The organism is Steroidobacter flavus, from assembly GCF_042651805.1.
Taxonomy (GTDB): Bacteria; Pseudomonadota; Gammaproteobacteria; order Steroidobacterales; family Steroidobacteraceae; genus Steroidobacter; species Steroidobacter flavus.
The window spans coordinates 2773443-2788337 of sequence record NZ_JBHSDU010000003.1 but is presented as its reverse complement, the minus strand read 5'-3'; the positions used below and the strand labels follow the sequence as shown (position 1 = coordinate 2788337).

The 14895-nt window shown below is 61.2% G+C and carries 13 protein-coding genes; 1 reads left to right on the top strand and 12 read right to left on the bottom strand.

What is annotated here, in order from left to right; translation table 11 throughout:
* The 9 genes from ACFPN2_RS17785 to ACFPN2_RS17745 form a co-directional block, all read right to left on the bottom strand.
* Positions 1 to 1047 carry an AAA family ATPase gene (locus tag ACFPN2_RS17785; protein ID WP_380598877.1) on the bottom strand — a complete coding sequence of 349 codons (1047 nt, stop codon included), beginning with the start codon at positions 1045 to 1047 and terminating at the stop codon, positions 1 to 3.
* Positions 1044 to 1634, bottom strand: coding sequence for a nicotinamide riboside transporter PnuC (gene pnuC, locus ACFPN2_RS17780; RefSeq protein WP_380598875.1), 591 nt, complete (start codon positions 1632 to 1634; stop codon positions 1044 to 1046). The genes ACFPN2_RS17785 and pnuC overlap by 4 nt, the downstream gene beginning before the upstream one ends.
* Entirely contained in the window at positions 1631 to 2974 is a 1344-nt protein-coding gene (locus ACFPN2_RS17775; RefSeq protein ID WP_380598873.1) for an AMP-binding protein, read from the bottom strand. The genes pnuC and ACFPN2_RS17775 overlap by 4 nt, the downstream gene beginning before the upstream one ends.
* Entirely contained in the window at positions 2971 to 3555 is a 585-nt protein-coding gene (locus ACFPN2_RS17770) for a hypothetical protein (protein ID WP_380598871.1), read from the bottom strand. The genes ACFPN2_RS17775 and ACFPN2_RS17770 overlap by 4 nt, the downstream gene beginning before the upstream one ends.
* A 2-nt stretch (positions 3556 to 3557) precedes the next feature.
* Positions 3558 to 4514 (bottom strand): radical SAM protein, encoded by a 957-nt coding sequence (locus ACFPN2_RS17765; protein ID WP_380598869.1) that lies wholly within the window; start codon positions 4512 to 4514, stop codon positions 3558 to 3560.
* Entirely contained in the window at positions 4511 to 6313 is a 1803-nt protein-coding gene (locus ACFPN2_RS17760; protein WP_380598867.1) for a vWA domain-containing protein, read from the bottom strand. Before ACFPN2_RS17760 ends, ACFPN2_RS17765 begins: the two co-directional genes overlap by 4 nt.
* Before the next feature lie 2 nt (positions 6314 to 6315).
* Positions 6316 to 7305, bottom strand: coding sequence for a hypothetical protein (locus ACFPN2_RS17755; protein WP_380598865.1), 990 nt, complete (start codon positions 7303 to 7305; stop codon positions 6316 to 6318).
* Entirely contained in the window at positions 7305 to 8888 is a 1584-nt protein-coding gene (locus ACFPN2_RS17750; protein ID WP_380598863.1) for an AAA family ATPase, read from the bottom strand. The genes ACFPN2_RS17755 and ACFPN2_RS17750 overlap by 1 nt, the downstream gene beginning before the upstream one ends.
* Before the next feature lie 61 nt (positions 8889 to 8949).
* A complete protein-coding gene (locus ACFPN2_RS17745) occupies positions 8950 to 9645 on the bottom strand; it encodes a trimeric intracellular cation channel family protein (RefSeq protein ID WP_380598861.1) in 696 nt (231 codons plus the stop codon).
* A gap of 116 nt (positions 9646 to 9761) precedes the next feature.
* On the opposite strand from ACFPN2_RS17745, the gene ACFPN2_RS17740 reads away from it, so the two are divergent.
* Complete coding sequence (locus ACFPN2_RS17740) at positions 9762 to 10916, top strand: Fic family protein (RefSeq protein ID WP_380598859.1); 1155 nt, start codon at positions 9762 to 9764, stop codon at positions 10914 to 10916.
* Here the strand turns inward: ACFPN2_RS17740 and ACFPN2_RS17735 are convergent.
* The 3 genes from ACFPN2_RS17735 to ACFPN2_RS17725 form a co-directional block, all read right to left on the bottom strand.
* Positions 10906 to 11640, bottom strand: a complete 735-nt coding sequence (locus tag ACFPN2_RS17735) for an endonuclease/exonuclease/phosphatase family protein (RefSeq protein ID WP_380598857.1) — start codon at positions 11638 to 11640, stop codon at positions 10906 to 10908. The genes ACFPN2_RS17740 and ACFPN2_RS17735 overlap by 11 nt on opposite strands.
* A gap of 118 nt (positions 11641 to 11758) precedes the next feature.
* Positions 11759 to 12475, bottom strand: a complete 717-nt coding sequence (locus ACFPN2_RS17730) for a TSCPD domain-containing protein (RefSeq protein ID WP_380598855.1) — start codon at positions 12473 to 12475, stop codon at positions 11759 to 11761.
* Between the two features lie 2 nt (positions 12476 to 12477).
* Positions 12478 to 14622: an adenosylcobalamin-dependent ribonucleoside-diphosphate reductase gene (locus tag ACFPN2_RS17725; protein ID WP_380598853.1), complete on the bottom strand. Its 2145-nt coding sequence runs from the start codon at positions 14620 to 14622 to the stop codon at positions 12478 to 12480.
* Positions 14623 to 14895 lie beyond the last annotated feature (273 nt).

Genomic DNA, 14895 nt, shown 5'->3' with positions numbered 1-14895 from the left:
TTATTTGTGACGGCGCAGTGCCGTCGCTACTTGTTCGATCCTTGCTTCGACACTGCCGCGTACTTCGATGTACGGCACACCTCGCCGTTGTAGCTCGTGCAGGTACCACTCGTGTTGCTTCAGACGGAACTCAGGCTCGCGCCGCGTGCCGTCCTGGACGAAATCGAAATCCGGCGCGCAGAGAACGGTTAGTTCGTAGTTGCGATTGGCCAGGCGTTCCAGCTCTGGCGCGGCCTTCCCGAACTGATCGAGACAATAGAACAGCGTCGTCAGGGGCGACGTGTCGCAGAACAAGTAGCGATTCGATCGTTCGGCCAGGCGTTCCTCACGCTCGACTTGAGTTCGACCGATGAGCAGCAGGTCGTCGAATTCCAGGGTGCCGCCGCGCTCGACCCACAATTCCCTGCCGAACTCCGCCGCATGCGATGTGCCGAACGCGCGAGCCAGCGCTTCCGTCAGTGTGCTCTTGCCGCTCGACTCGCCGCCGAGGCACACGACTCGCCCGACAAACGAGCCGTACACAGATGGGTGTAGCCACTCACGCTGTGCATGGACGTCAGCGCGAATGTTCGTGCCGGACGTCGGCACTGCGCGCCGGGCCGCATCCACGAGCACGTGCTGAACGGGCCTCGCCGATGAATTGACGCCACGAAAGTATCGATCCAGGTAGGCAGCGAAGCCGTCGCCGTAGCTTTCACTCGTGAACACGGCGTCGACCTGCCGCCCTACGACGCGCTCGACCAACTCAGCGGTGAACGCACGATGCACATCGTCGGCGGCGCTGTTCGGCGGAATCTTCCGCTGCTCGTCGTCAAACCATTGCGCCAGCCGCTCGTTCGTCACCACCAGCCGTGTGGTTTGCGGATAGAGCTTCGCCAGCCAGCCTTCACGCCGCTCCGGCTCGCAGCCGGGCAATTCTGGATTCGAGTACGAGAGCAGAATCACATGACGGCACTGACTCAGTGCCGTGTCGATCACATACTGATGCCCTCGGTGGAGCGGCGCGAACTTCCCCACCACCAGGCCACATTCAAACCGAACGCTCACTGCGCACCGGAAACCTGCGGCTCCTGCAGGCTCCGCTCCCGGTTCAACAATGCATACCAATGCCGCATCGCTACGCATGCATTGATCCAATACGCGGCGTAGAACGCGGCGGTCAGCTGCAGATCGCGACTCAAATAGAGTGGCACGGCGACAGTGTTCACGATCAGCCAGCACCACCACGTTTCGACGCGCCGTCGCATCAACAGAAACTGCGCCAGGATGCTGAACGTCAACACGAGTGAATCGACGAAGGGCGCGTACGCATCCGTGAACTTCAGCAGCAGTGCTCCGTAGCCAATTGCCCCAGCGAGTGCCGCCGCAGCCCACATCACAATCTCGCCCAGGGAACTTCGCTCAATCGGCGCCGGCGCACCCTCGCGACCTCGCTGCCAATGCCACCAGCCGTAGATGCTGGTCACGATGAAGAACCCCTGCAAAGTCAGATCCGCGTATAGCTTCGCCTGCAGGAACAACCAGCCGAACAGCAGGCAGCCGACGATGCCGGTCCACCACGTGTGCCAGCTGTTGCGTGTCGCGAGCAGTATGGAAACCAGATACGACAGATTGGCGGCAACCTCCCAATTCACGCCTGCGCTCCCGGCAACGCGGAGGTGTATTGAATGATCTTGCGATCGAAACCGTCGACCTGACTGACTTGCAACGAAGTTTCCTCACCAAACAGCGCTCGTAGCGCCCGCTCCACATCGCCCGGCGCGACCGACGACGCGACGTAATCGACGCGGATATGCGCCGACTCATCCTGATGCACGCTGAACTGCACGATGGGCATCGGACGCAATGCATGCGTGATCTCGATGTTGTTGAGCCACCGGCCATCGTGACGCCGATATTTCACGGGCGGGCGGCCTTCGAGCCCGATCAGCACCAGATCGTCCCCGCGACGCTCGAGCGATGCGTGGTCTCCCGTGCGATAGCGCAGCAGCGGCAGACAGAAGTTGAAACCACCCGTCAGCGTTACTTCGCCGCGCTGACCTGGGGCGACGGGCTGATCGGCATCATCAAGCACTTCCACATACATGCGCTGTTGAAGCAGCACATGGCCGCCCGCCGCTGTATCGAGAACCGCAATCGGCCCCGCTTCGTTCATGGAGTAGATATCGAGCACAGGGCAGCCGAAGCGTTCCTTCAGTCGGTCGTGAAGCCCCGGCATGAGCGTCATCGACGTGCACAACAATGCCGCCGGACGCAGCTTCGGATCGATGTCGAGCAGCGCGGCGAACGAAATGGGATCGCCCGCGAGCACTTCCGGGCTCATCGCTTCCAGATACTTCGCCCGGTCGTCGAGCGAGCGCCAATCGTTCGGATGCAGATTGATCTTCGCCAGACCCGAGTCATCCATGGTCGGCGTAATGGATACATATGTGAAGCAGATGGACTGCAGCCCGAGCAGGATGACGCCGACCTGTCCGCGTCCGTGTTTGAGCGTCACGCCGAAACGGCGCAACGCTCGCTTGTGATAACCGAGGTATTGAGCCGCCACCAGCGGATGCGATGCCATGAGCAGCGGATGCCCGCTGGTGCCGCTAGTTCGAAAGTTGATGAGCCGCTCGATATCGACATCATCCGGCACGAGGTATGGCATGTCGCGCGCCAGGTCTTCACGCGTCATCGTTGGCAGCTCGGTGAAGCTGCGAGGCATGGCGCCATAGCGGCGATAGAACGGCGACGTGGCGAGACATTGCTCGACGAATGGCTTCACCCAGCTCGGGGGCACATTGGGCTGCCAATCGATGCTGGCCCGGACCGCCTCCTCTTCCAGCTGTCGCGCCCGCTCGACCTCGTCGGGAAGCAAACGATGACCGCTTTGATTGCGATAGATCGGCGCGCTCGGATGCTCTCGAAGCTGCGCCAGCATGCGCTGACCGTGCTCCGAGATATTCGGATGGCGACTCTCCTCGTCGCTCACTCGCGCGTCCACTTATTTGCGGACTCTTCGGCCGCCTTCTTCGCCAGCTGCTCGCGAATGGCACGCGCCCGCGCCTCCGCTTCTTGTGACGCCGCCAGCAGTCGCGCTCGCTCCAGCGAACTGATGCTCGTGAATCGATCTTGAGCCTGCGCGACCGTTTCGCCGGCTGGTCGCAGCCCGAGCTTGGATAAGGTGAGTCGCGCCAGCTCTTCACGACGCTCGAGATCTTCGAACAACTGACGCGCGTTCGTATATCCGGCGAGGCGCGTGGCATCGTCCTTCAATAATGTCAGTATGTCCGCAAGGCGCTCACGCTCAATCGTCAGCGCCGGATCGGCCAGCAGCCAGGTGATTAGCAACGTGATCGACAGCCGATTGCGGTCCGCTTTGACGTCGCGGCCCGCCAGCGCGCTCAAGCTGGCGATATCGACCGCATGCCCCTTGGACGCGAGCAGGTCCCGCACGACGGCGACCGTGTGCACTTCGCCTTTGTTTCCAATGCGCGGCTCGGCCATGAAATCCGGCGGGGTCGCCGTGATCCGATGCAGGAGCTGCTGAAGCGGGGGGCCTTCTTTTTGCATGGTTACGCCACGAACTTCTCGAACACCTGGGTGCTGGGACAATCATCGCACCAATGCGACCGGCGCTGCTCATAGCGACTGTGCAACGCCAACAAATCATCGACCGAGCGCAATTCGTCGACATGCACGTCGTAGTCCGCGAGCGTGAAGCTGCACGGTGCGATCCGGCCGCGCTCGTCGATGAATAAAAACTTCCTCCCGGGATTGCAGTTATCGATACGCAACCGTTCACCCGACGCGCTCGCCCGGAAGCGATGCAAATACTGCGAGCCACCGCTGAGCCGAATGCCGTGCGCCCAAAGGCGGTCGCGCAATCGGGGCAGCATGTCCGCCAGCGCATCGACATCCGCGGGCCGCAGACGATGCTCGCGATGAAACTCGGGGCGATCGTTGCCGCCGAGCTGGTTGAACGTGACCTCGTCGATGCCCCACGCGATCAGCTGCTCACACAGTTCCCGGAACAGATGAATGTTCTGTGCCATCAGCACTGTGTTCACTCGCAATCGGAGCCTTCGTTCGCGGTGCTGTGTATCCGCCCTCAACTGCGTAACCGCGGCTCGCAGTTGCTCGAATCCGCCTTGCCAGGTCCGGATGCGATCATGAAAGGCTGGCGGCCCGTCGACACTGACGGTCAGTTCGGCGAAATGATCTGCAATCATCGAGCGCAGCGCCGCTGACTTCAGCGCGGTGCCGTTGGTCGTCGCACTGAGCTGCAAGCCGAGCTCGTTCGCGAGAACTTTCGACACCGACGCGAGCGGCTTCCAAAGCAGCGGTTCTCCGCCCAGCCAGCTGATCATCACGGCATCGCCGGTCTGCGACTGGTACTCCGAGAACAAGCGCGCCACTCGAATTACGGCGCCCGCGTCGACGTCGGTGCGCTCGAACGGCAGATTGCGATCGTAGGCGCAGTACGTGCAGCCGAGATTGCAATGAGTCGTGACGCGCCAGATGACGATCATGCCGGCGCTCTCGCGGGCGAATCGGTGGGCTGATAGACGGTCCTCGCGAAATCTCGCGCGAACGCCACCAGCTGTTCCCAATCCTCGATACGAGAGATCCGAATGCCGAGCTCGTCACGAGCGCGGATCAACAGCTCACGATGCGGGAAGCCGTACTGCGCGGTCTCCCACTGCTTGCCCAGCGCCAGCACAAACGTCGATCCGCCCGCGGCCTTGGCCAGGGCTGCGCGAAACAGATCCCAGCCGTCGTGCCCGCGCTCATCTTTATCGAAGATGGTCGTGATGCCGTCGTCCGAGATGAACAGCAAGTGCGTGGGGTTGAGCGGGCGCTTCGTTTCAAGATACGTCTCACGCAGCTCATGCAATGGGAACTGCGTCCCGCCACCGTAATAACTGATCAGAGCACGCATGACTTCCTGAGTATCGCGAACGAAACCCGGCGTCGATGTCACCTGATTCTTGCCGCTCCACACCGTGACTTTGACACTCGCCCCGGCCCGCAGCGCGGACAAACACAGGATCGCGCCCGCCAGGGTTGGAAAAGAAAGAAACTGCTGCGGATTGGGCATGCTGCCCGAGCTGTCGATGAACACGTCCAGGTTCAGCGGCACGCTGGCCGGCTCGGCGCCTGGCGACAATCCCCACACTCGCTGCACGGTCGTCATGCCGGGAATGATCCGCGGGCTCTGCATGATGGTTTGCAGCCAATCGATGCTGTCGAACGACTCGCCCATCTGCCACGGCTCGATGCCTTCCGGCAAGGGGTCGAGACTCGCCGGCTTGCGACGCGCCGGGAAACGAATCAAATGAGGCGCGGCCTTCTCGCGGTAGTACATGACGGCGATGTCGTGATCGCTCAACGTTACGCCGGCGGCGCGCAGGATCTCACCGTATTCGAACGGCTGACGAGTTTGTCCGCCCGGCCTGCTTGGAGTCGCCTCTTCCAGCGACTTCTTCGATTCGGTCTGCGAATCCGATATTTCATGTCCGGTGATTTCCGGATCGCGCGACGGATGCACCATCGGCTTGCCGTCGTTCTCGTCCGCTTCTGCGAGCCCCGACGGCTCGCCTCCAGCACCGGCGGCGCGTGTGTCGTGCCAGGCTTTGGCGGCACTCGCATCGAGCGCGTCCTTGGCGAGATACGGCAGCATCAACATCGCAAACTTCGCCGCGCCCTCGATCCAGTTGCGCGAATAGTGACGAACGATGCGCATCGCCAGCCAGGCATCGCCTTCCGCTTCCGCACTCAACTTGCCCTCGGCCAGCGAGCCGCGCTCCAGCGACCACAGCAACTCGTAGGTCCGCAGATAGATTCGCCACAAGAGCCCGCTCGCTTCTTGCTTTTCGCGAGTCAATCTCTTGAACACTTCGGCGAGCCGCAGCTCGGCGCTACGTTGCAGGCGGTCGTTGATCAATAGATCGGTGAACAGGTTGGCGATCATCGGCGCGTGCGCTTCCAGCGTCGGCAGCGCTCGTCGGATGCGCGCGAGCGAACGGGCGTGATCCGTGAGATTTGCCGGCGCCAGGACGTGATGACCTATCTCGTGCGCCAGGATTTCTTCGGCGTAATCGCCGAGCCCGCGCCGTTCGACATCCGCGAGATTGATGATGATCGACTGATCCGCCAGACGAATCATCGCGAAGCTGTCGGTCAATCCTTCCTTCTCGGCTTCACGATCATCGGCACATAACGATGGCGCATGCAGTACGACGTGCCGGCTCCACGCGGCGAGCGCCTTCGGCCAGGCTGCCGTCCAGCGCTCGCGCGATCGTGAAAGTGGGTCGTCGTTGACCACCATACTTACTTCAGCGCGACCAGTACGATCTGATGCGAGTGAGCGAACGTGCAGGCAATCGCGCCGGTGCTCGAGCCGCTGCTCGTGATGGGCCCGGCACCCGGCATATCCAGCGCCTTGCCGTTGTAAACGACTCGCGTGCCGACGTGCTCTTCTTTCCTGGCTGACTGCGCACTCCACTCTTCGGCAGTACTGCGATGAAGTGTCGCGCCGAATGCGTCCGCGACCAGGAACCAATAGTCGTCGGCACTCTGCACGAGCCAACCGTTGTCCGTGCTCTTGAGCAGCGGCGGTTGCAGGAATGGGCCACCGAAACCACGGAACGCACCGGCACTGCGTACGATGCGCAGCGACTCCGCGTTCGGATGTGCGGGATCGAACCAGCGGTCTTCCTGTAAGCGCTGTAGCGTTGCTTCGTATCGTTTCGGCTCGATGCCCAGCACTGTGCACGCGAGCTTTGAAGGCAACGACCGAAGCGCACTCAACACGCCCTCGCGGTAGTGCGCCAGGCCACACTGCCAGGCGATCACTTGCCCCGCCATCAACAGTTCGTCCGGCGTGGCGCATTGAGATGCGACATCTTTCAACGCGCGTATCCATCGAGTTACATCGGCGGACTCGGTGCTTGCGAGTTGATGAGCCGCATTCGTCAATGACGGAATCACACGCGCCGGTTGTGCGGCGATCGCATCGGCCGCGGCCGGCAGCACCTCGCGCCAGGTTTCGGGAATCGCGCCGTAGCGCCCCGCATCGAGCGACAGTCGCTGCCCGGTCAATTGCAGCGAGCAGTCGTACGCAACGCTGACGACATCAGCGACGGCGTCGGGATGCTTTGCGTGAACCGCCTGCGCGAGCGGATCCACCGCTTCAGCGATGAATCGCAATAACTCCTGACCATCGAGCTGCGGATAGCGTTGCGCGGCGAGCCTGAAGCGCGCGTTGAAATCGGCACGTCGCGCTTGTAACGCCTCGGCGAGAGGGGCGCTGATCATCATCAACCCGCGCGCAGCCAGCGCAGATAGTTGGTGTAGCGCTGGTGCAGATACTTCAGCTTGAGCAGGTCGTCATATAAGTGACCGTACAGCTTCTGCCCCTTGATCAGCTCATTGACGGTGCGCTCGATGCGGAACAGCTGTTGTCGCGTGTCGCTCTCGCTCAGGCCATCGAGGCCGTGGTCGAACTGCGTCGTGAGGGCCAGTACCGCATCGTCCTTATCGAGATTGAGTCGCTCGTATTCGGCGCAGGACAGATCGAACAGCCGGCGCAACCAGCCGACCCGATCGCTGCGGAACATCGCGTTGCCGGCGCTTTCGAAGAACGGCGCGTCGATGTCCGGAATCAGCTTGTCGTGGAAGACGAACGGCAGGATCTGGCGAACATCGCTCAGCTCCACCGCGGGATTGCCTCGGAAGAACGCCATCGCTTTGGCGTATAGAAGCAGGGTCATCAGCATGCGGACCGAGATGCCGTTCTTCGACTGCGCGCCGAGATCTTTCAGCCGATCCTTGCCGGTTTCCTGCGCAGTCAACGTGTGCCATTCGACACCGGCCAGGCGCGCCGTGTCCTTGGTTTTGTATTCGAACTGCTCTGCGGCGACATCGCAGAACTCGAACTGACTGGAGAAGAACTCGATGCGCCGGCGGACTTCCGGGCTCAATTGAATCGCGCGAATCTGCGCGCCCATACGATCGATCTGCGTTTCCGTGAACACGATTTCTTTGGGCATCGCTTCTTCCGGACGGATGCCTTCCTCGATGCGTGTCAGCAGCTGATTCAGGAAACGTGGGTTGAACGACAGCGCCTGCACGATCACATCGATACGATCGCGCAACGCTTCGATGACTTGATACGTGCCGCCGCCCTGCTCGTCGTTGGCGGTCAGGAACCATGCTGAATCGGGGCACTCGTGAATTTGATCCAGCAACTCGGCGTAGTTGTCGCCCATCACTGTGAGCAGCGCGCTTTGAGTGCGCGTCGGGATGCGGTTGTATTCATCGACGATCTTCACGCGCATCGACAGCCACTTGCGCCAGGCGATGCGGATGTCTTCCACCTTCTGCGCGTTGATGAGATCCGCCGGCAGCGGATTGCCGAGCAGATCCGCCGTCGTCATCTGCGGATGGCCGTGAAGCATCGAGCGCCGCACGTCTTTCAACGAGTAGCCGCCCAGCACGCCCATCAGAATCGCGCTGGCGGTCTTACCGCGCCCCGGTCCGCCGATCAGCAGACACTTGCGACGCAGGGCGAATGTGAGCAGCGGCAACAGCACGAAGCTCGAATAACTTTGCCCGGTCGGCAAGGTCAGCCGGCTCTTGTGATCGCCGATGCTGAATTCCTGCGGCGGCTCTTCGTTGTACTCGATATCGTAGTGCGGGCTGATGATGGCCGTGTTGACGATCCAGAAGTAGGCCTGGCGCAGCTTCTCATCCAGCGCCAGATCCTGACTCTCGGCTTTGTCGTCGGCGATAACCACCGGGCCGCGATATAGATCGGCGATGTCGAACGTCCGGCGGGCGGGACTGACGTGCGGATTGGTCGGTGCCTTGGAGACTCGCTTGAACAGGTCGAATGCGGACATGCCGGATCCTGGGCGAAGAAAATGCCGCTGAATACTAGCTCATTCCCCGTGACGACAATCGCTACAGCCGGCTGTCTTTGCGATCGTTCGTAGACTTTTCGCCCATGCCCGCTGGCTGCTGAAGCGCCTTCGGCAACTGCCAGCCCCACTTGATCGCGAGCACACGCAAAACAAAACATAGCGCCGCCCCGCACAGAGCCGAAGGCACCGGCGGCGCGCCAAACTGATCGCCCAACACGACGACCGCCGCTCCGGCGAGCGCCGCCACCGCATACAGCTCAGCCCGCAACACCAACGGAATCTGCGCCAGCAACACGTCGCGAACGACACCCCCGCCGATGCCAGTCAACATCCCGAGCAGCGCCGCCATCACCGGATTGAGCTCATACGCCAGCGCCTTCTGCGTGCCCGCAACTGCAAACAACGCCAGCCCCGCGGCGTCGAACATTCGAACCGGATTCGCCATGCGCTCAATGGCCGCATGCCACTTGAACGCAATCCCCCCCGCCAACACCGACGCCGCCAGAAACCGCCAATCCGTAATCGCCGCCGGCGGTGTCGCCCCAATCAAAACATCCCGCACGATGCCGCCCGCACATGCCGCCGCAAACGCCAGCACGAGCACTCCGAAAATATCGAGCTGGCGGCGTGCAGCCGCGGTTGCACCGGCCAGAGCGAAGACGAAGGTGCCCGCGAGGTCGAGGATCAGGACGAGCGTTCGCAGGTTTGCGGCCAGGGCCGCCGTCTCGAATTCCATGCTTCACCTACCTCGCCGGGGTACCAGATGAGGCGATTATGCCACCCAATCACCTCAAAACTTGAGGTGATTAGCCTTTCTGAGCCATAATCACCTCATCCCATGAGGTGAAAAGCGTGGCAAATCGGCTCAAATGGGTCTGGCAGCAGGCGGATTGGCCCGCATGGCGCTTTGACGCCGCGACGCTGGCCGCCGCCCTTGCTTCCGCTCGCAAAGCCCAGGGCGAAGCGGTCGGCCGCGCTCAACTTCTTACGTCCTCACTCGATACCCGAGCGCAGGCCGAACTCCTGGTGCTGGAGGGCTTCAATACGAGCGCCATCGAAGGCGAGCAACTCAACGTCGAGGCGCTGCGCAGCTCGATTGCGCGTCGCCTCGGCATCCCGCTCGAAAGTAACAAAGCCGGGCCGACACCACGCGCCGTCGAAGGTTTGATCGATGTATTGCAAGACGCGACTCGGAACTACGAGAAGCCTCTCGCGCTCGATCAACTAAACGCATGGCAATCGGCGCTCTTTCCGACTGGACGCTCTGGTCTCTATCAGATTCGCGTCGGGCAACTGCGTGGTGACGCGCCGATGCGCATCGTCTCCAGCCCCCATCAGCGCGAACGTTTGCACTACGAAGCGCCACCGCGTGACGGACTCGAAGCTCAGGTGCAAACATTCCTCGATTGGTTCAACGGAAAATCATTCGAGCTCGACGGACTCGTGCGCGCGGGACTTGCGCATCTTTGGTTCGAAGTCCTGCATCCGTACGAAGATGGTAATGGCCGTGTCGGACGTGCGTTGTTGGACAAAGCACTCGCGCAGGATGAGAAACGACCGGTTCGGTTGTACAGCCTCTCCGCGCAACTCTATAGCGAGCGTCAGGAATACTACGCCGCACTCGAGCGCGCATCGCGAGGCGATCTCGACGCCACCGACTGGCTGACCTTCTTCTTTCGCCAGGTCGAAGCTGCCGCCAAAGCCAGTGAAACCGCCATCGGCAAAGTGCTGGATAAAGCGAGGTTCTGGGTGGCGCACGGCGCTCAGCCCATGAACGATCGACAGCGCAAAGTCGTCAATCTATTGCTCGACAAAGGCCGCGGCGGGTTCGAAGGCGGCATGACCAACGGCAAGTACGTCAGCATCGCGAAAACAAGTCCGGCCACCGCGCAACGCGACCTTGCCGACCTGGTCCAGAAACAAATATTGGCGCTCGTCGGTGCAGGGCGTTCAGCGCGCTATGACATCCAATGGGATGCTCCCACCAACGACGCGACTAGCGTTTAACGCGCCGCTCGACTGTCGCCAATATTCCCTTGTGATCGCTAATCCCCTCCAACACCTGTACGTCCGTCACCCGATACTCCGGCGTCGCGAAGATCGTATCGACCGCGAACTCGAGCGCGCCGGCATAGTGGAATTGCGCATCGATCGTGGTGGTGACATCGGCGGGTAAGTGATCGATGAGGCCGAGTTCGTCGGTGAACAGGGCGAACATTTCTCTGCCGCGGGGCGCGTTGAAGTCGCCGCACAGTACATAGTCGGGGTAAGGCAGCAGCACTTGCTTGAGTCGAGCGAAATCTTCGCGCTGCTCATCGGTGGTCGCGCCGTCCATCGACCAGGTGAAATGCGTGGTGCCGATCTTGTAGCTCCGTCCTTCGTGCTGAAGCTCCGTCATGATGACTAGCCGCCGCGGATCGTTCGGTTGGCCGAAAATTCGGATGCGCGGGTCATCGGCGTAGTAGGCAACGGTTTGAGCGTGAACCGGCACTCGTGTCAGCACGGCCATGCCCCAACTGCGCGGGCTGCTACCGCCGCCGCTTTTCTCCGGCATTAGCGTGCTGATGGCGTACTTCACCTGGTAATCGCCCACTGCCGCGAGTGTCGCACAGTCTTTCTCGAACACTTCCTGCAAACAGACGATGTCGGGCAGATGCGTGGCAATCGTCTGCGCCACCCGATCGAGATGACGATCGTGCTCGATATTCAGGGTCAGAAGTTTTAGCGGCATGCGTGTGACGGTACGCGAGGTCCGCGCAAGAAGAAAACGCCCCGCACGAGGCGGGGCGCAGGTGGTCGGCGCGGGTAGTCCCCAAGGCCGTCAATCGATCGGTATCAAGCGACAGTGCTCATCCGCACTTCGAGTCGCCGCAATTCAGACAGGTCATGCAGCCGTCCATCAGCACCACGGCGGTGGTGCTGCACTTGGCGCACAGCTGCGCACCTTCGGGGAAGTGGCTCTTCGCGAAGGCGTCCTGCTGCTTGTTGCGCGCTTCGTATTCAGCCTTCTTTTCCTCGATGAGCTTTCTGCGCTCCTCTTCCATCTCCGGCTTCTTCAGCAGGCCGATGGTCTGCAAATGCTTTTCGACCACGTAGCCCAGCTCGGCGATGATGGACGGCATGAACTTGCCGCCGGTCTGCCAATAGCCGCCGCGCGGGTCGAACACGGCTTTCATTTCGTCGACCAGGAAGGTCACGTCGCCGCCCTTGCGGAACACGGCCGAGAGAATTCGGGTCAACGCCACGATCCACTGGAAATGATCCAGGTTCTTGGAGTTGATGAAAATCTCGAACGGCCGGCGCTGCTCGTGGCGGGTGCCTTCGTTCAGGATGATGTCGTTGATGGTCACGTACATGGCGTGATCCGACACCGGCGTCTTGATCTTGTAGGTCGAGCCGATCAATACGTCGGGACGCTCGACCTTCTCGTGCATCCAGACGACGTTCGATTCTTCCTTGCGCTCCTTGGCCTGCGCGGCTTCGGCGGCGGCTTTCTCGGCCGCAGCCCGGTCCTCGGGCTTTTCGACCCGATACTTGATGATTTTCTTGTCGATCTTGGAGCTCATGGTTAGAACTTCCCGTAGTAGCCTTCTTTGAGCGCGTCGAAGAGATTGGCGGCGGTGTGCTTCTCGCCGTCGTACTCGATCTCTTCATCGCCACGCACCTTCACTTCGGTGCCGTCTTCCAGCGTGAACACGTAAGTCGTGTTCTTCAGGTCCTCTTCCTTGACCAGCACGCCCTGGAACGCTTCCGGGTTGAACCGGAACGTGGTGCAGCCCTTCAGGCCCTGCTCATAGGCATACAGATAAATATTCTTGAAATCCTCGTACGGATAATCCGTCGGCACGTTCGCCGTCTTGGAGATCGAGGAGTCGATCCACAGCTGCGAGGCCGCCTGGATGTCGACATGTTCCTTCGGCGTGATGTTGTCCGCCGTCGTGAAGTAGTCGGGCAGCTTCTCGGCCGCGTTGGTCGAGTTCGGCATCGCGCGCGGATTGATCAGCTCGCGATATGCCAGCAACTCGAAGGAGAACACGTCGATCTTCTCCTTGCTCTTCTTGCCTTCGCGGATCACGTTGCGGAAGTAGTGATGCGCGAACGACGGCTCGATGCCGTTGGACGCATTGTTCGCCAGCGACAGCGAGATCGTGCCGGTCGGCGCGATCGAGCTGTGATGCGTGAAGCGCGCACCGACTTCGGCCAGCTCATCGACCAGCTCCGGCGCAGCTTCGGCAACGCGCTGCATGTAACGGCTGTACTTGGCATGCAAGGTGCGGCCATGAACCTTCTGGCCGACGCGCCAGCCGTCCTTCACCATCTCGGGACGCTTGCGGAGCATTTCCGGCGTCACTTCGAACTCTTCGACCATGATCGGGGCCGGGCCCTTCTCACGCGCGAGCTCGAGGCCCGCTTCCCAGCCCGCGAGCGCCATTTCGCGCGACACGTTCTGCGTGAAAGCGACCGACTTCTTCGAGCCGTACTTCATGCATTGCATGGTGATCGCCGAGCCCAGGCCCAGGAAGCCCATGCCATGGCGACGCTTGCGCATGATCTCGTCGCGCTGCTGACCGAGCGGCAGGCCGTTGATCTCGACCACGTTGTCCAGCATGCGCGTGAACACCTTCACGGCCTTGCGGAACTCTTCCCAATCGAAGCGCGCATCTTCAGTGAACGGATCGAGCACGAAGCGCGTCAGATTGATCGAGCCGAGCAGGCACGAGCCATACGGCGGGAGCGGCTGCTCGCCGCAAGGATTGGTGGCGCGAATGTTTTCGCACCACCAGTTGTTGTTCATTTCGTTGACTTTGTCGATGAGCACGAAACCCGGCTCGGCGAAGTCATAGGTGGACGACATGATCACGTCCCACATGCGCTTGGCCGGCAGCGTCTTATAGATCTTGCAGCAGACCAGGCCGGTGTCGTTCACGACATAGCCTTCCTTGGTCGGCCACTCGCGCCACAGGTACTTGGTGGCGTCCTGCAGGTTCTCGTTGCCTTCCAGCTCGCGCTGGCTGACCGGGAAGGCCAGCTGCCAGTCCTGATCCTTCTTCACCGCTTCGACGAAATCGTCGGTGATCAGCAGCGACAGGTTGAACTGACGCAGACGACCGGCTTCGCGCTTGGCGCGGATGAAATCCATCGCGTCCGGATGACCGATATCGAATGTGCCCATCTGCGCGCCGCGACGGCCGCCGGCCGACGAAACGGTGAAGCACATCTTGTCGTAGATATCCATGAACGAGAGCGGGCCCGACGTGTATGCGCCGGCGCCAGAGACATACGCCCCCTTCGGGCGCATGGTCGAGAATTCGTAACCGATGCCGCAGCCGGCCTTCAGCGTCAGGCCCGCTTCGTGGACCTTCGCGAGAATGTCATCCATCGAGTCCAGAATGGTGCCGGACACGGTGCAGTTGATCGTGGAAGTGGCGGGCTTGTGCTCCAGCGCGCCGGCGTTCGAGGTCACACGGCCGGCCGGGATCGCGCCCTTGCGCAGGCACCAAAGGAATTTTTCGTACCATTCGTCACGCACGGCGTCCTTTTCGACGTCGGCGAGCGCGCGGGCGACCCGTTTATACGTGTCGTCCATGGAGCGATCGACGGGCGAGCCGTCTTTCGCGGAGAGTCGATACTTTTTGTCCCAGATATCCAGCGAGGCTTCCTGGAACGGAATGCTGTTGACATCCATGGGCTCAAGTTTGATTGCGGTCTTCATGCCGGCAAAGAACTCCGGATTGCGAGCGGGAGCCAATCGTCCCCAACTGACGTCCCATAACTCCCTCCAGCCCAGGCCCCTTCAAGCCCGAACCAGCGGTCCATATCTGACCTGCGCAGTTATCCCGCCGGTCGTGTTTTTCTTTCCGCAGCGAGACACTACATATTGTGTCAGGGGCACGAGCCTAGACCCATGTCATGAAGCCGTCAAGAAACCCTCCTACGAAAAATAGGCTCGGAAAGCCCGTATAGTTCAAGGGCTTGCGAGGTTTTG